The organism is Thioclava sp. JE_KL1, assembly GCF_009296265.1.
Classification (GTDB): Bacteria; Pseudomonadota; Alphaproteobacteria; order Rhodobacterales; family Rhodobacteraceae; genus Thioclava.
In genome coordinates, this window is the sequence record NZ_WBJS01000007.1 from 193,869 (window position 1) to 208,647 (window position 14,779).

Annotated in this window: 13 protein-coding genes; 10 read left to right on the plus strand and 3 right to left on the minus strand. The window is 64.6% G+C overall.

Annotated elements, in window-relative coordinates:
• Positions 1–142: 142 nt before the first annotated feature.
• The 3 genes from topA to tldD all read right to left on the minus strand — a co-directional run bounded on the left by topA (position 143) and on the right by tldD (position 5,599).
• Positions 143–2,746 (minus strand): type I DNA topoisomerase, encoded by a 2,604-nt coding sequence (topA, locus tag F8R15_RS15015; protein WP_152845130.1) that lies wholly within the window; start codon positions 2,744–2,746, stop codon positions 143–145.
• A gap of 102 nt (positions 2,747–2,848) precedes the next feature.
• Complete coding sequence (gene dprA, locus F8R15_RS15020) at positions 2,849–3,979, minus strand: DNA-processing protein DprA (RefSeq protein WP_152845131.1); 1,131 nt, start codon at positions 3,977–3,979, stop codon at positions 2,849–2,851.
• Positions 3,980–4,174: 195 nt separating this feature from the next.
• Entirely contained in the window at positions 4,175–5,599 is a 1,425-nt protein-coding gene (tldD, locus tag F8R15_RS15025) for a metalloprotease TldD (RefSeq protein WP_078540231.1), read from the minus strand.
• A gap of 261 nt (positions 5,600–5,860) precedes the next feature.
• On the opposite strand from tldD, the gene coxB reads away from it, so the two are divergent.
• The 10 genes from coxB to F8R15_RS15075 all read left to right on the plus strand — a co-directional run bounded on the left by coxB (position 5,861) and on the right by F8R15_RS15075 (position 14,739).
• A complete protein-coding gene (coxB, locus tag F8R15_RS15030; protein WP_253732673.1) occupies positions 5,861–6,646 on the plus strand; it encodes a cytochrome c oxidase subunit II in 786 nt (261 codons plus the stop codon).
• Positions 6,647–6,680: 34 nt separating this feature from the next.
• Positions 6,681–7,616, plus strand: a complete 936-nt coding sequence (gene cyoE / locus F8R15_RS15035) for a heme o synthase (protein ID WP_078540230.1) — start codon at positions 6,681–6,683, stop codon at positions 7,614–7,616.
• Positions 7,617–7,619: 3 nt separating this feature from the next.
• Complete coding sequence (locus F8R15_RS15040) at positions 7,620–7,814, plus strand: hypothetical protein (protein WP_078540229.1); 195 nt, start codon at positions 7,620–7,622, stop codon at positions 7,812–7,814.
• Positions 7,811–8,404, plus strand: a complete 594-nt coding sequence (locus F8R15_RS15045) for a cytochrome c oxidase assembly protein (RefSeq protein WP_078521866.1) — start codon at positions 7,811–7,813, stop codon at positions 8,402–8,404. Before F8R15_RS15040 ends, F8R15_RS15045 begins: the two co-directional genes overlap by 4 nt.
• A gap of 17 nt (positions 8,405–8,421) precedes the next feature.
• Positions 8,422–9,225 carry a cytochrome c oxidase subunit 3 gene (locus F8R15_RS15050; RefSeq protein ID WP_078604304.1) on the plus strand — a complete coding sequence of 268 codons (804 nt, stop codon included), beginning with the start codon at positions 8,422–8,424 and terminating at the stop codon, positions 9,223–9,225.
• 72 nt (positions 9,226–9,297) lie between these two features.
• Positions 9,298–9,978, plus strand: a complete 681-nt coding sequence (locus F8R15_RS15055; protein ID WP_172976238.1) for an SURF1 family protein — start codon at positions 9,298–9,300, stop codon at positions 9,976–9,978.
• 9 nt (positions 9,979–9,987) lie between these two features.
• Entirely contained in the window at positions 9,988–11,385 is a 1,398-nt protein-coding gene (gene thrC / locus F8R15_RS15060; protein WP_152845134.1) for a threonine synthase, read from the plus strand.
• Entirely contained in the window at positions 11,382–12,641 is a 1,260-nt protein-coding gene (locus tag F8R15_RS15065) for a pitrilysin family protein (protein ID WP_078540225.1), read from the plus strand. The genes thrC and F8R15_RS15065 overlap by 4 nt, the downstream gene beginning before the upstream one ends.
• A complete protein-coding gene (locus tag F8R15_RS15070) occupies positions 12,641–13,225 on the plus strand; it encodes a GNAT family N-acetyltransferase (RefSeq protein ID WP_078604300.1) in 585 nt (194 codons plus the stop codon). The genes F8R15_RS15065 and F8R15_RS15070 overlap by 1 nt, the downstream gene beginning before the upstream one ends.
• Positions 13,226–13,335: 110 nt before the next feature.
• Entirely contained in the window at positions 13,336–14,739 is a 1,404-nt protein-coding gene (locus F8R15_RS15075; protein WP_152845135.1) for an FAD-binding oxidoreductase, read from the plus strand.
• Positions 14,740–14,779 lie beyond the last annotated feature (40 nt).

Sequence of the window (14,779 nt, forward strand, 5' to 3'; positions counted from 1 at the left end):
ACTTCACGCGTAAACAGACCGGGGGAGGGGGCTCGGCCCCCGTCGCGCAGGGCGACAACGCTTAAGAGAGAGGGGGCTCCGCCCCCGCGCTGTCGCGCTCCCCCGGGATATTCTTACCAAGAGGAAGTGGGACGCGGGCGCCTCACTCCTCGTCGGTCTTCTTGGTCGCCGCCTTTTTCGCCGCGGGTTTCTTCGCGGCGGTCTTCTTGGCGGCCGGTTTCTTAGCAGCGGGCTTTTTCGCGGCTGTCTTCTTGGGGGCGGCTTTCTTCTTCGTGCCGCCCTTCTTCGCCGCTTTCGCCTCGATCAGCGGAAGCGCGTCTTCGAGCGTGACGGATTCCGGTTCCAGCTCTTTCGGCAGGGTCGCGTTGATCTTGCCCCATTTGACGTAAGGCCCGTAGCGCCCCGGCATGACCGCGATCGGGCCGCCCTCGGGGTGTTCGCCCAGCTCCTTGAGCGGTTTCGCGGCCGCGCCACGTCCGCCTTTGGCGGCTTTCTGAGCGATCACTTCCACGGCGCGGTTCATACCGATGGTGAAGACCTCGTCGACCTCGGGCAGGTTCGCGTAGATCCGGCCCTTCTTGACGTAGGGCCCGTAGCGCCCGATCCCGGCTTCGACCAGCTCGCCATCTTCCGGGTGCGGGCCGATCTCGCGCGGCAGGCTCAAGAGCAGCAGCGCTTTCTCGAGATCGAGTTCCTCGGGCTTCCAACCCTTGGGCAGCGAAGCACGCGGCGGCTTGGGCACATCCTCGGTCGGCTCGCCCTTCTGGACGTAGGGGCCGAAACGACCGACGCGCAGCGTGATCGCCTGATCCTCGTCATAGCCCAGTACCTTGCCGTCGAGCGCCTGCACCTCGTCATCGCCATCGGGCGCGGAGAGGGGCCGGGTGAAGCGGCATTCGGGATAGTTGCCGCAGCCGATAAAGGCCCCGCCGGAGCGCGCGGTCTTCAGATGCAGTTTGCCACTGCCGCAAAGCGGGCAGATGCGCGGGTCGGACCCATCGGGGCGCGGCGGATAGAGGTGGGGCGCCAGAACTTCGTCGATCTTGTCGAGTACTTCCGAGATGCGCAGCTCCGACGTCTCTTCCAGAGCCGCCGAGAAATCGCGCCAGAACCGCTTGAGCACTTCCTTATAGTCGCGATCGCCGGCCGAGATATCGTCGAGCTGGTCTTCCAGATCGGCGGTGAAATCGTATTCGACGTAGCGCTTGAAGTAATTCGACAGGAAGGCCGTCACGAGCCGCCCGGTATCCTCGGGCATAAGGCGGTTCTTGTCCTTGCGCACATAGCCGCGGTCCTGAATCGTCGTGACGATCGAGGCGTAGGTGGACGGGCGCCCGATGCCGAGCTCTTCCATCCGTTTGACCAGCGTCGCCTCAGTGTAGCGCGGCGGCGGTTGGGTGAAGTGCTGCTCGGGCGTGATGTCGCCCTTCTTCGCCTCTTCTCCCTCGTGGATCTGCGGCAGGCGGTTGCTGTCCTCGCCCTCGTCATCGTCGCGGCCCTGATCGTAGACTTTCAGGAAGCCGTCGAACACGACGACGGAGCCGGTCGCGCGCAGCTCGACCTGCTCGTCGCCGGAGCCGACGAGAACGGTCGTACGCTCGAACCGGGCCGCTTCCATCTGCGACGCGATCGTGCGCTTCCAGATAAGGTCATACAGCTTCCACTGATCGTCGGAGAGCTTCAGCTTGTCGGGCGATTTCGACATATCCGTCGGGCGGATACATTCGTGCGCTTCCTGCGCATTCTTCGCCTTGTTCTTGTACATGCGCGGGGACTTCGGAACGTAACTGTCGCCGAACTTGTCCTTGATCGCATCGCGCGCCTGCATCACGGCCTCAGGGGCCATGTCGATGCCGTCGGTCCGCATATAGGTGATGTGACCCGCTTCATAGAGACGCTGCGCCGCCGACATCGTGGCCCGCGCGCCGAAGCCGAACTTGCGGCTGGCTTCCTGTTGCAGCGTCGAGGTCATGAAGGGCGGGTAGGGGTTGCGGTTGGCGGGTTTCGCCTCGACCGAGGTCACGCTGAGATCGCGCGACGTGATCGCCTGCACTGCCATCTCGGCCGCGGTCTCGTTCTCGAGGTCGTATTTCTCGAGCTTCTTGCCGCCCAGAACGGACAGGCGCGCCTCGTATTCCTGACCGCGGGGCGTCGTCAGGATCACTTTCACCGTCCAGTATTCGCGCGGCTTGAAGGCTTCGATCTCCATCTCGCGCTCGACGATGAGACGCAGGCAGACCGATTGCACGCGGCCCGCCGATTTCGCGCCCGGCAGCTTGCGCCACAGGACCGGCGAGAGGTTGAAGCCCACGAGGTAGTCGAGCGCACGGCGGGCCAGATAGGCCTCCACCAGCGGGGCATCGACATCGCGCGGATGTTTCATCGCCTCTTGAATTGCGCTCTTGGTGATCGCGTTGAAGGTGACGCGGGAGACATTCTTGCCCTTGAGCTTCTTCTCCAGCGCTTCCTGCAGGTGCCACGAGATCGCTTCGCCTTCGCGATCGGGGTCAGTTGCGAGGATCAGCGTGTCGTCATCTTTCAGCGCGTCGGTGATCGCCTTGATGTGCTTTTTCGAGTCGCTCGCAACTTCCCATTTCATCTCGAAATCGTGCTCGGGATCGACCGAGCCGTCTTTCGGAGGCAGGTCACGGACGTGGCCGAAGGAGGCGAGAACGGTGTAGTCCGACCCTAGATACTTGTTGATCGTCTTGGCCTTGGCAGGGGATTCGACGACAACAACAGCCATAAGGTCCTCACTATTCAGTGCAAAAAGGGTCTGGGCGCGGAACATGTGGGCGTTTGGGGCGAATTGTCAATGCGTCCTGACCCTGAGGTAATCCCTTCCCCCTCAGAGCGGACGACTGATCAGGCCGCCCCGATGCCGCTCGATCTTGCCCTCGATTTCGAGAGCGGTGAGGGCTTGCGAGAAGGCCGCGGCAGGCACGTCGAGATCGCGGATCACCTGATCCTCGGCGGTGGGGGAGGGGCCGAGCCGTTCGAGAATCTTCGCGCCGAGATCGCCGCTTTTCACGGCGCGGCGCGTTGGCGGAGGGGGCGGCGCAGGGCGCGGTGCGGGAGGCGCTGCGCGGGCGTTCAGCGCGGCCAGCACATCCTCGGACCCGCGCACCAAGGTCGCCCCGTCGCGGATCAGCGCATTGCAGCCGCCCGCGCGCCCGTCCATCGGATGGCCCGGCACGGCCATGACCTCCCGCCCCTGATCGAGCGCGTCGCGCGCTGTGATCAGGCTGCCCGATTTCAGCGCCGCCTCGACCACGACGACGCCTGCGCTGAGCCCCGAGATGATCCGGTTGCGCGCAGGGAAGTGGCGCGCCTGCGGCTGGGTGCCGGGCGGGGCTTCGGTCAGCCGCAGCCCGGTCTCGGCCATTTGCTGGGCGAGGGCGGTGTTTTCCTGCGGATAGATCACGTCGATGCCCCCCGCCTGCACCGCGATCGTGCCCGTGGGCAGGGCGGCTTCATGGGCGGCGGCGTCGATCCCGCGCGCCAGCCCGGAGACTACGCAGATGCCCGCCTCGCCCAGACCTTCGCTCAGTCGCTTCGCCATGCGCAGGCCCAGCGAAGAGGCATTGCGCGCGCCGACCAGCGCGATCATCGGGCGGGTGAGCAATTCCAGCTGGCCGAGCGCCCAGAGCACGGGCGGCGCGTCGTCGATCTCGGCAAGCGCAGCGGGATAGCCCGGCCCTCCATGGATCAACAGCCGAGCGCCCGCCGCCTTGCCCGCCTTGATCTCGGCGCGGGCCTGTTTCTCGGGGCAGGGGGTGTAATCGGCGACGCCCGCCGCGCGGGCGACTTCGGGCAGGGCCGCGAGCGCTGCCGCCGCGGAGCCATGTTCACCGATTAATCTGTGGAAGGTTGTGGGCCCGACACGTCGGGAACGAATGAGGCGAAGAACCGGCAGTTCATCTTCTTCCGTGGTGGGTGGGGTGAAGGGGGTGGGGTAAGAAAACAAATCTGTTTCCATCCGACCCTCCGCCTCAATCGCTCACCCTTTCTGCCGCGTTATTCTTAATAACTCGTTACCAAACCCTGTATCGCGACGGGTTTGGGATAAATTTTTCACGTTTTGGTTGCAGATTTTTGGCGCTATCGATTTGCGGCTAGGGGCCACGGGGGAGGCCCTGCCGGATCATCTCCCCCACGCCCGTCGGCGAATCGTTTACGCGGCCGAGCCGCCCACGGTCAGCCCGCCGATCATCAGGGTCGGTTGGCCGACACCCACCGGCACCCATTGGCCCGCCTTACCGCAATTGCCGATGCCGGGATCAAGCGCGAGGTCGTTGCCGATGGCGCGGATATGCTGCATCGCGGTCGGCCCGTCGCCGATCAGCGTGGCCCCGCGCACTGGTGCGCCGACGACACCGTTCTTCACGCGATAGGCTTCGGTGCAGTTGAAGACGAACTTGCCGTTGGTGATGTCGACCTGACCGCCGCCGAAGCCGACTGCATAGATGCCGTCCTTCAGATCGGCGAGGATCTCGCCCGGATCGGCATCGCCGCCCAGCATATAGGTGTTGGTCATCCGGGGCATCGGGGCGTGGGCAAAGCTCTCGCGCCGCCCGTTGCCGGTGGCCTCCACGCCCATCAGGCGCGCGTTCTGGCGGTCCTGCATGTAGCCCACGAGCACGCCATCCTCGATCAGCACGTTCTTGCCCGAGGGCGTGCCCTCGTCGTCAATCGTGATCGAGCCGCGCCGGTCGGGGATCGTGCCGTCATCGAGCACGGTTACGCCTTTCGCCGCCACCTGCTGCCCCATCAGCCCGGCGAAGGCCGAGGATTTCTTGCGGTTGAAGTCGCCTTCCAGACCATGGCCCACCGCCTCGTGCAGCAACACGCCCGGCCAGCCCGGCCCAAGCACCACATCCATCACCCCCGCAGGTGCGGGCTCGGCGCGCAGGTTCACCAGCGCGATGCGCAGCGCCTCGCGCGCGACCGGCTGCCAATGCGCGGGCTCGATCAGGCCCGACAGGCCGAACCGCCCGCCGCCGCCATGACCGCCCGACTCGCGCCGTCCGTTCTCTTCCACGATGACCGAGATGTTGATCCGCGCCATCGGGCGGATATCCGAGACCAGCCCGCCCTCGGGGCGCAGGATGAACACCTCCTGCAGGCTCGCCGCCATCGAGGCCGAGACCTGCACCACGCGCGGGTCGAGGTCGCGGGCGAACGCATCGATCTCGCGCAGGATGTCGATCTTCGCGGCGAAGGGCGTATCCGAGACGGGATCGGTGTCACTATAAAGATGCAGGTTCGTGCCTTTGGGCGGGGGCGCCATCGTGCCGCCGCCATCGCCCACGGCGAGGCGTGCCGTCTCTGTCGCCCGCTTCAGCGCGGCTTCGGAAATCTCGGTCGAATGGGCATAACCCGCGACGTCGCCCTTTACTGCGCGCAGCCCGAATCCTTCGGAGGCGTCGTAAGAGGCGGTTTTCACCCGGCCATCGTCGAAGACCAGCGCCTCGGACCGGCGCTGTTCGAGAAACAGCTCGCCATCCTCAGCCCCTGCGGTCGCTTCACGCAGCAGATGCAGCGCGCGATCCTGGTCGAGCTTGTCCTCGAAAGGGGCGAAACGGTCGGGCTTGGTCATCTGGACTCCTGCTAAGGCGATCAATTTTGACAAAATGTCGCAGCTTTTGCTTGCGCCACCCTCCCAATATGATTTTAAAGTGAGAACACGCAACGGTGAACGGTTTGGGAGATCCGAACGCCGTCGGGCGGCAGGGAGAAACGCCGCCAAAAGGGAGACATGGGACTTATGCGCTTTGCAAGCAAGGGCCGCGGCATCGCGGCCGCTGTCACGTCGGCTGTTACGTTGACGCTCGTCGCCGGGCAGGCCTCGGCTCAGGACATGATCAAGGGGCTGCCGGTGATCGGTAAGCCGCATTTGGGCGGCACGGGGTTCCAGCCCGCGTCCTCGAACCTCGCGGAAGATCAGCAATGGCTCGACCATATGCTGCTGGTGATCATCGCCGCGATCTGCGTTTTCGTGTTCGCGCTGATCATCTACGCGATCCTGCGCTTCAACAGCCGCGCCAATCCGACGCCGCGCAGCTTCACCCATAACACGCCGCTCGAGATCACCTGGACCTTCGTGCCGATCGTGATTCTCGTGGCGATCGGGGCGTTTTCGCTGCCCGCGCTGTGGAATCAGCAGGAAATCCCGGAAGGCGACATCACCGTGAAGGTGACCGGCTACCAGTGGTACTGGGGCTACGAATACCCCGATGAGGGCGTGGCATTCGATTCGCTGATGCTCGCGAAAGACGAGCTCGCAGATCATGGCTATGCGCCCGACGAATATCTGCTGGCCGCCGACAACGCGATGGTGGTGCCCGCGGGCAAGACGATCGTCGTGCAAGTCACTGGCGCAGACGTGATTCACAGCTGGACCGTGCCCGCCTTCGCCGTGAAGCAGGACGCCGTGCCGGGCCGGATCGCGCAATTGTGGTTTAAGGCCGATCAAGAAGGTGTGTATTTCGGCCAATGTTCGGAGCTTTGCGGCACCAACCACGCTTACATGCCCATCGTGGTCAAAGTTGTCTCACCGGAAGTTTACGCTAACTGGCTTGAGCGTGCGAAGAATGACTTCGCCTCGGTCGAGACGGATGGCGCGGTTCGGGTCGCACAGAACTGAATTCATTGTGCGATAACACCCGAGGGACGCTTTCATGAGTGACATCAGCTATATCCGCCAACAGGACAACGAGGCGCGGTTCGGCGACTACATCGCGCTTCTGAAGCCGCGCGTGATGTCGCTGGTGGTCTTCACCGCCTTCGTCGGTCTCGTGGTCGCGCCGAATCCGGTGCATCCCTTCGTGGGCTTCGTCGCGATCCTGTTCATCGCGCTGGGCGGCGGGGCCTCGGGCGCGCTGAACATGTGGTATGACGCGGATATCGACCGCATCATGCGCCGCACCCGGAACCGTCCGATCCCGGCGGGCCGCATCTCGGAGCGCGAGGCGCTGGGCTTCGGCCTCGCGCTGTCGGGCATCTCCTGCGTGATGCTGGCGCTGGCCACGAATATCTTCTCGGGCCTGTTCCTCGCCTTCACCATCTTCTTCTACGTCGTCGTCTACACGATGTGGCTCAAGCGCGCGACGCCGCAGAACATCGTGATCGGCGGCGCGGCGGGCGCGTTCCCTCCGATGATCGGCTGGGCCGTGTCGACGGGCGGCATCTCGATCGAATCCGTGGCGATGTTCCTGCTGGTCTTCCTCTGGACGCCGCCGCATTTCTGGTCGCTCGCGCTGTTCATGAAGGCCGATTACGACGAGGCGAAAGTGCCGATGCTGACCTCGACCCACGGTCGGGTCGTGACGCGCAAGAACATCCTGTTCTACGCTTTCATCCTCGCCCCCATCGCGGTCGGCACCGGTTTCACCTCGATCGGCGGCCCGGTCTATTTCGCGACGGCCCTGATCATGAATGCGCTCTTCATCAAGGGCGCGATCGAGATCCACGCCCGCACCGAAGCGCAGGCGGAGGCCGACAAATACGCGGTCGAGAAGCGCTTCTTCTATTTCTCGCTCATCTACCTCTTCGCGCATTTCGCGGCTTTGCTGGCCGAAGCGGGGCTGAGCTATATCGGTTTGGGAGTCTGGTAAGCGATGGCAATCACCCGGGACAGTGACCTTCATATCCGTCGGTTCTCGCGCAATGCGGGGCTGGGCGCGGTTCTTCTCGGGTTCGTCGCAATCGTCTTCGGTCTGACCGTGGTCAAGGTCGAGAACGGCTCGAAGATGGAAGCCTACGACCACCAGCCGCGCGCCTCCGTGCTGCCGGCGGAAGGGGCTTCGCAATGACCCAACGCCCCGCAGATCGGTCGAACACGCGCGTGCTGCTCTCGCTGCTCGCGGTGATCGTCGTGATGGGGGCAGGGGCCTGGGCTGCGGTGCCGTTCTACAACTGGTTCTGCAAGACGACCGGCTATGGCGGCACGACCAACACCGCCGAGGTGCTGCCCGACAAGGTGCTCGACCGCGAGATCCTCGTGCGTTTCGACGCCAATGTCGCGCGCGGCATGCCGTGGGAGTTCAAGCCGGTCCAGACCGAGATGAAACTGAAGATCGGGCAGAACGGGCTCGCCTTCTACGAGGCCTACAACCCGACCGATCATCCGATCGCGGGCACGGCGAGCTACAATGTCTCGCCCGACGTGGCTGGTTACTATTTCGACAAGATCCAGTGTTTCTGCTTCACCGAACAGGTGCTGCAACCCGGGGAGAGGGTGCAGATGCCGGTGAGCTTCTTCGTCGATCCCGACATCGTCGAGGATGCCGATGCGAAGCGGATTCACGCGATCACGTTGAGCTATACTTTCTATGAAACCGACCTTCCCGAGCCGGAGGAAACTGCCTCGGTCCGTCAAAGGGAGACGGAGACGGTCAACTAGCCATCGGAGGGAGACGCATGGCCCACGCAAAGAACCACGACTACCACATCCTACCGCCCTCGATCTGGCCCCTCCTCGGGGCCGTTGGTGGCTTCATCATGCTCTTCGGGGCGGTGCTCTGGATGCAGAGCATTACCCATTACGTCTTCTTCGGCGGCCTGCTCGTGGTGCTCTACACCATGTATGGCTGGTGGTCGGACGTAGTCCACGAGGGCGAAGTGGGCGATCACACTCCGGTGGTGCGGATCGGCCTGCGCTATGGCTTCATCCTGTTCATCATGTCCGAAGTGATGTTCTTCGCGGCCTGGTTCTGGAGCTTCTTCAAGCACGCCATGTATCCGATGGGCCCGATGAGCCCCATTCAGGACGGCGTCTGGCCGCCCGAAGGCATCGTGACCTTCGATCCGTGGCACCTGCCGCTGATCAACACCGTGATCCTGCTCCTGTCGGGCGTGACGCTCACCTGGGCACACCACGCGCTGGTGCATGAAAACGACCGCAGCCAGGTCAAGCAGGGCCTGATCCTGACGGTGATCCTCGGCGCGTCCTTCACGGTACTGCAGGCCTACGAGTACAGCCACGCGGCCTTCGGTCTGGCGGGCAACATCTACGGCGCCAACTTCTTCATGGCGACGGGCTTCCACGGGGCGCATGTCATCATCGGGACGATCTTCCTGCTCGTCTGCCTGATCCGGATCGTCAAAGGCCAGATGACCCAGAACGAGCATGTCGGCTTCGAGGCCGCCGCCTGGTACTGGCACTTCGTCGATGTGGTCTGGCTCTTCCTGTTCGCGTCGATCTATATCTGGGGCAGCGCGTAAGCGCCCCCGGCCATCACACGCAAATGCACAGATCGGCGCGGGGGGCGACCCTCGCGCCGCTTTGTTGGAGGCTTGATGAAACGCTACATCTTTCCGCTGCTGCTGGGCATCGTCGGCTGCGCGATCCTGATCTCGCTCGGCATCTGGCAGGTGCAGCGCCTTGGCTGGAAAGAGGCGATGCTGGCCGAGATTTCCGCCAAGATCGAAGGCCAGCCGCAGGCGCTGCCGCCTGAAGGCACCGACACCAAGCCGCTGAAATACGAACCCGTCACGGTAAGCGGGCGCACGACGGGGCTGGAAACCCTCGTGCTCTCGGGCCAGAAGGGCGTCGGCGCGGGCTACCGGGTCATCGACGCTTTCGAGACGGATCAGGGCCGCAAGATCCTGCTCGATCGTGGCTTCATCCCCGAGGGCGAAAAGGGCACCGACCGCCCCGCCACGGAGCTCACCGTCACCGGCAACCTGCACTGGCCCGAAGAGACCGACAGCTACACGCCCGAGCCCGACGCCAAGACCGGCATCTGGTTTGCTCGCGACGTGCCCGCGATGGCCGCCAAGCTCGGCACCGAGCCGATCCTGATCGTCGCCCGCACCGTCGAAGGCGCCGCGCAGGGCATAACGCCGGTCCCCGTCACCATCACCGGCATCCCCAATGACCACCTCGGTTACGCGATCACCTGGTTTTTGCTCGCAATCGTCTGGGCTGGGATGACAATCTTTCTTCTCTGGCGTATCAGGCGGCAACAGGCCTGAGGATTGACGATGCGTTATGTTTCCACGCGGGGCAAAGCCCCGGTTCTGAATTTCGGCGATGCGATGCTGACGGGGCTTGCCCGTGACGGCGGGCTTTACGTGCCCGAGACCGTGCCGCAGTTCTCCGCCGATGAGATCGCCGCGCTCGCAGGGCAGCCCTACGAGGAAGTCGCGTTCCGTGTGATGAAGCCCTTCGTCTCCGAGACTTTCTCGGACGAGGAACTGCGCGGCGCCATCACGCGCGCCTATTCCGGCTTTGGCCATGTCGCCCGCGCGCCGATGGTGCAGCTGGCACCGAACCACTTCCTGCTGGAGCTGTTCCACGGTCCCACGCTCGCGTTCAAGGATTTCGCGATGCAGGTGATCGGTCAACTGTTCCAGATCGAACTGCAGAAACGCAACCAGAAGATCACCATCGTCGGCGCCACCTCGGGCGATACCGGCTCGGCGGCGATCGAGGCCTTCCGCGGGCTCGACAATGTCGATGTGTTCATCCTCTTCCCGCATGGCCGGGTGTCCGAAGTGCAGCGCCGCCAGATGACGACGCCCATCGAGAGCAATGTCCACGCGCTCGCGCTCGACGGCGATTTCGACGATTGCCAAGGCAAGCTGAAGGACATGTTCAACGACTTTGATTTCCGTGACGAGGTCGGTCTGGCGGGCGTGAACTCGATCAACTTCGCCCGCGTGCTGGCGCAGATCGTGTATTTCTTCTCCTCGGCCGTGGCGCTCGGTGCGCCGCAGCGCAAGGTCTCCTTCACCGTGCCCACCGGCAATTTCGGCGATATCTTTGCGGGCTTCCTTGCGAAGGAAATGGGCCTGCCGGTCGAGCGTCTGGTGATCGCGACCAACCAGAACGACATCCTGCACCGCTGCCTCGAGAAGGGCGATTACACCAAGCAGGGCGTCACGCCCTCGATCTCGCCGTCGATGGATATCGAGGTGAGTTCGAACTTCGAGCGCGCGCTGTTCTGGGCCTACGGCAAGGACGGGGCCGCGATCGAGAAGCTGATGGACGAGCTGAAAACCGAAGGCTCCTTCACCGTCTCCGAAAACGCCATCGGTGCGCTGCGTGACATCTACGACAGCGGTTCGGTCGGCGAGGCGCGCACGATGGAAGAGATCGGCGACACGCTGAAGGAAACCGGTGAACTGCTCTGTCCGCATTCCGCAGTCGGCGTGAACGTGGGCAAAACGTCGGTCGCGCGTGACCCGGCCACGCCGATGATCACACTCGCCACTGCGCATCCCGCCAAGTTCCCCGATGCGGTGGAAGAGGCGACGGGCATCCGTCCCGACCTGCCGCCGCGCATGGCCGACCTGTTCACCCGCGAGGAGCGCGTGACCCGCGTGCCGAATGACCTTGCAGACCTTGAAGCCCTGATCCGGGAGCGCCGCCGCACATGATCGAAATGACCACCCTGAAGAACGGTCTGCGCATCATCACCGAGTCGATGCCGGGCCTCGCCTCTGCCGCGATTGGCGTCTGGATCACGGCCGGTGGCCGCCACGAGCGCCCCGAGCAGAACGGCATCGCGCATTTCCTCGAGCACATGGCGTTCAAGGGCACCAAGACGCGCTCGGCGCTGCAGATCGCGGAAGCCATCGAGGATGTAGGCGGCTATATCAACGCCTATACCTCGCGCGAGATGACCGCCTATTACGCCCGCGTGCTGGCCGAAGACGTGCCGCTCGCGCTCGACGTGATTTCGGACATTCTGCTGAACCCGGTCTTCGATCAGCGCGAGATCGAGGTGGAGCGCGGCGTGATCCTGCAAGAGATCGGCCAGTCGCTCGACACGCCCGACGATGTGATTTTCGACTGGCTGCAAGAGGCCGCGTACCCCGATCAGCCGATGGGCCGCACGATCCTCGGCCCGGCGGAGAAGGTCCGCAGCTTCGCGCGCGACGATCTCTCGGCTTTCGTGACCGAACATTACGGCCCCGATCAGATGATCCTTTCGGCGGCGGGTGCGGTCGATCACGCGGAGATCGTGAAGCGTGCCGAGGATATCTTCGGCGACCTGCGCCCCGCGCTGAACCCCGCGCCCTATCCGGCGAAGTGGATCGGTAACGAGCGGCGCGAGATCAAACAACTCGAACAGGCGCATTTCGCGCTTGGCATCGAGTCGCCCAGCTATCGTGACGCCGATCTCTACACCGCGCAGGTCTATTCTGTGGCGATGGGCGGGGGGATGTCCTCGCGCTTGTTCCAGAAGATCCGCGAAGAACGGGGTCTGTGCTACACGATCTTCTCGCAGGCAGGCGCCTATGAGGATACCGGCATGTTCACCGTCTATGCGGGCACCTCCGGCGACGAGGTCCGCGGTCTGGCCGAACTGACCATCGACGAGCTGAAACGCGCCGCCGAAGACATGACCGAGGTCGAGATCGCCCGCGCCCGCGCCCAGATCAAGGCCGGGCTGCTGATGGGGCTTGAAAGCGCCTCGGCGCGCGCGGAACGTATGGCGCGCAGCCTCTATATCTGGGGCCGCGTGCCCGGGATCGACGAGGCCTCTGCCCGCATCGACAGCGTCACCCGTGATGCGGTGCGCGATTTCGGCGAACGGCTCGCCGTCGGCGGGCGCACGGCCATGGCGCTTTACGGCCCGGTCAAAGATGCGCCCGAGCTTGGGGAGCTGCGCGAAAGGCTCGCCGCCTGATGTTCGCGCGTCGTCGTCAGCTGCGGATCGATACGGATCGAATGATCCTGCGTCCGCCGCAGCATGGGGATTATCGTCCTTGGGCCAGCCTGCGCGAGGACAGCCGCGACTTCCTGGTGCCGTGGGAGCCGAGTTGGTCCTCCGACCACCTCAGCCGCAAGGCGTTCTCGAACCGGGTCTATTGGGCGGCGCGCGCGATTGCGAATGGCACCGCCGTTCCCGTCTTCCTGTTCTCGCGCCGCGACGACATTTTTCTGGGGGCGATCACGCTCGACAATATCCGGCGTGGGCCCGCGCAGGCGGGCACACTGGGCTATTGGATCGGCCAACGCCACGCGCGTCATGGCTATATGCGCGAGGCGATTGAGGCCGTGGTTCATTACGCCTTCACCAAGCTCGACCTGAGCCGCATCGAGGCAGCCTGCCTGCCGGAGAACGCGGCCTCGCGCGGGGTGCTGGAGAAATCCGGTTTCAAATACGAGGGCGTCGCGCAAAGCTACCTGCAGATCAACGGGCGCTGGCGCAATCACGTGCTCTATTCCAACCTGCGCTCGGATCGCCGGGGACGGACGGATGTCCGATAGGGACGCTTGCGCTCGCGCGACATGGTGCGGGGCGAACGGTCGAGGGGGCGCTGCCCCCGCTGGCGTAGCCAGCCCCCCGGGATATTTCAGCCAAGCCGAAGGAGGCAGAGATGCGCACCGCCGCTGATGAGAGTTTCGTCGAGACGCTGCGGGACGCGGTGCCGGGCCTGAGCCTCGGGGCGCCGGGCGCGTCCTATCTGGAAGAGCCGCGCGGGCGGTATCACGGTCTTGGCGGAGTTCTGGTGAAGCCGACGTCGACCGAAGAAGTCGCCGCGGTTCTGAAGCACTGCCATGCGGCGGGTGTGGCCGTGCTGCCCTATGGCGGGGGCACCGGTCTGGTCGGCGGCCAGATTACCGAAGACGGTCCCGCGCCGGTCATCCTGAGCCTCGAGAAAATGAATGCCGTGCGCGCGGTCACCGGCCATGTGCTGGAGATCGAAGCGGGCGCGACGCTGCTCGAGGCCCAGCAGGCGGCGGAAGGCGCGGAGCGGCTGTTCCCGCTGACGATCGCAAGCCAGGGCTCTGCCCGGATCGGCGGTGTGCTGGCGACCAATGCGGGCGGGGTGAACGTGCTGCGTTATGGCAATGCGCGCGAGCTGTGTCTGGGCGTCGAAGCGGTGCTGGCCGATGGCAAGGTGATCTCGGGGCTCAAGCATCTGCGCAAGGACAATACCGGCTACGATCTGAAGGATCTGCTGATCGGCTCCGAGGGCACGCTCGGTATCATCACGGCGGCGACCCTGCGGCTCTTCGCGCGCCCGGCGGAGGTCGGCACGGCGATGATGGTGGTCGAAAGCCCCGCCGCCGCGCTGGAACTTCTGGAACTGGCCGAGGCCCGGATGCCCGGGTGCGTGTCGGCCTTCGAGATGATCTCGGGGCAGGGGCTGCGCTTTCTCGACGAGGTCGGACCGGAGGTGCATCAGCCTTTTGAGACCCGCCCCGACTGGTCGGTGCTGATCGAGATCGGTCTGCCCGAAGGGCTGGCGCCGGAGGAGGCGCTGGCAGAGCTGTTCGAGGCGGCCGAGGGACTGGTCAGCGACGGGGTGATTGCAAGTTCCGAGAGCCAGCGCGCCCAGATGTGGGCCCTGCGCGAGAGCCTGCCGGAAGCGAACAAGCGGATCGGGTCGATCTCGAGCCATGACATCTCGCTGCCGCTGCCGAAGCTCGCCGCGTTCATCGAAGAGGCGCGCGGCGCGCTTCTCGACCTCGGCAATATCCGCATCAACTGCTTCGGCCATGTCGGCGACGGCAACCTGCATTTCAATGCGTTCCCCGCCGAGGGGCGCGACCGCAAGGAATACGAGAACCTGCGCCGCGCGATCCCCGAAACGGTCTACGATCTGGTCGACCGTTTCGGCGGCTCGATCTCGGCCGAGCACGGGATCGGGCGGCTCAAGGTGGGCGATCTGGAGCGTTACGGCGATCCGGGCAAGCTCGCTGCGATGCGCGCGATCAAGGCGGCGCTTGATCCCAAAGGCATCCTGAACCCCGGCGCGGTGTTGGCGGAGCGCTGAGGGCCAAGAGAAACGCGCCCCGCCAGGAGAGCAGGCGGAG

What these genes read in the sequence shown, in the direction of transcription:
- tldD (WP_078540231.1), bottom strand. Translation starts at nt 5,599, where the DNA reads ATGACCAAGCCCGACCGTTTCGCCCCTTTCGAGGACAAGCTCGACCAG.
- F8R15_RS15065 (WP_078540225.1), top strand. Translation starts at nt 11,382, where the DNA reads ATGATCGAAATGACCACCCTGAAGAACGGTCTGCGCATCATCACCGAG.
- F8R15_RS15050 (WP_078604304.1), top strand. Translation starts at nt 8,422, where the DNA reads ATGGCCCACGCAAAGAACCACGACTACCACATCCTACCGCCCTCGATC.
- F8R15_RS15045 (WP_078521866.1), top strand. Translation starts at nt 7,811, where the DNA reads ATGACCCAACGCCCCGCAGATCGGTCGAACACGCGCGTGCTGCTCTCG.
- coxB (WP_253732673.1), top strand. Translation starts at nt 5,861, where the DNA reads ATGATCAAGGGGCTGCCGGTGATCGGTAAGCCGCATTTGGGCGGCACG.
- F8R15_RS15075 (WP_152845135.1), top strand. Translation starts at nt 13,336, where the DNA reads ATGCGCACCGCCGCTGATGAGAGTTTCGTCGAGACGCTGCGGGACGCG.
- F8R15_RS15070 (WP_078604300.1), top strand. Translation starts at nt 12,641, where the DNA reads ATGTTCGCGCGTCGTCGTCAGCTGCGGATCGATACGGATCGAATGATC.
- F8R15_RS15040 (WP_078540229.1), top strand. Translation starts at nt 7,620, where the DNA reads ATGGCAATCACCCGGGACAGTGACCTTCATATCCGTCGGTTCTCGCGC.
- cyoE (WP_078540230.1), top strand. Translation starts at nt 6,681, where the DNA reads ATGAGTGACATCAGCTATATCCGCCAACAGGACAACGAGGCGCGGTTC.
- thrC (WP_152845134.1), top strand. Translation starts at nt 9,988, where the DNA reads ATGCGTTATGTTTCCACGCGGGGCAAAGCCCCGGTTCTGAATTTCGGC.
- dprA (WP_152845131.1), bottom strand. Translation starts at nt 3,979, where the DNA reads ATGGAAACAGATTTGTTTTCTTACCCCACCCCCTTCACCCCACCCACC.
- topA (WP_152845130.1), bottom strand. Translation starts at nt 2,746, where the DNA reads ATGGCTGTTGTTGTCGTCGAATCCCCTGCCAAGGCCAAGACGATCAAC.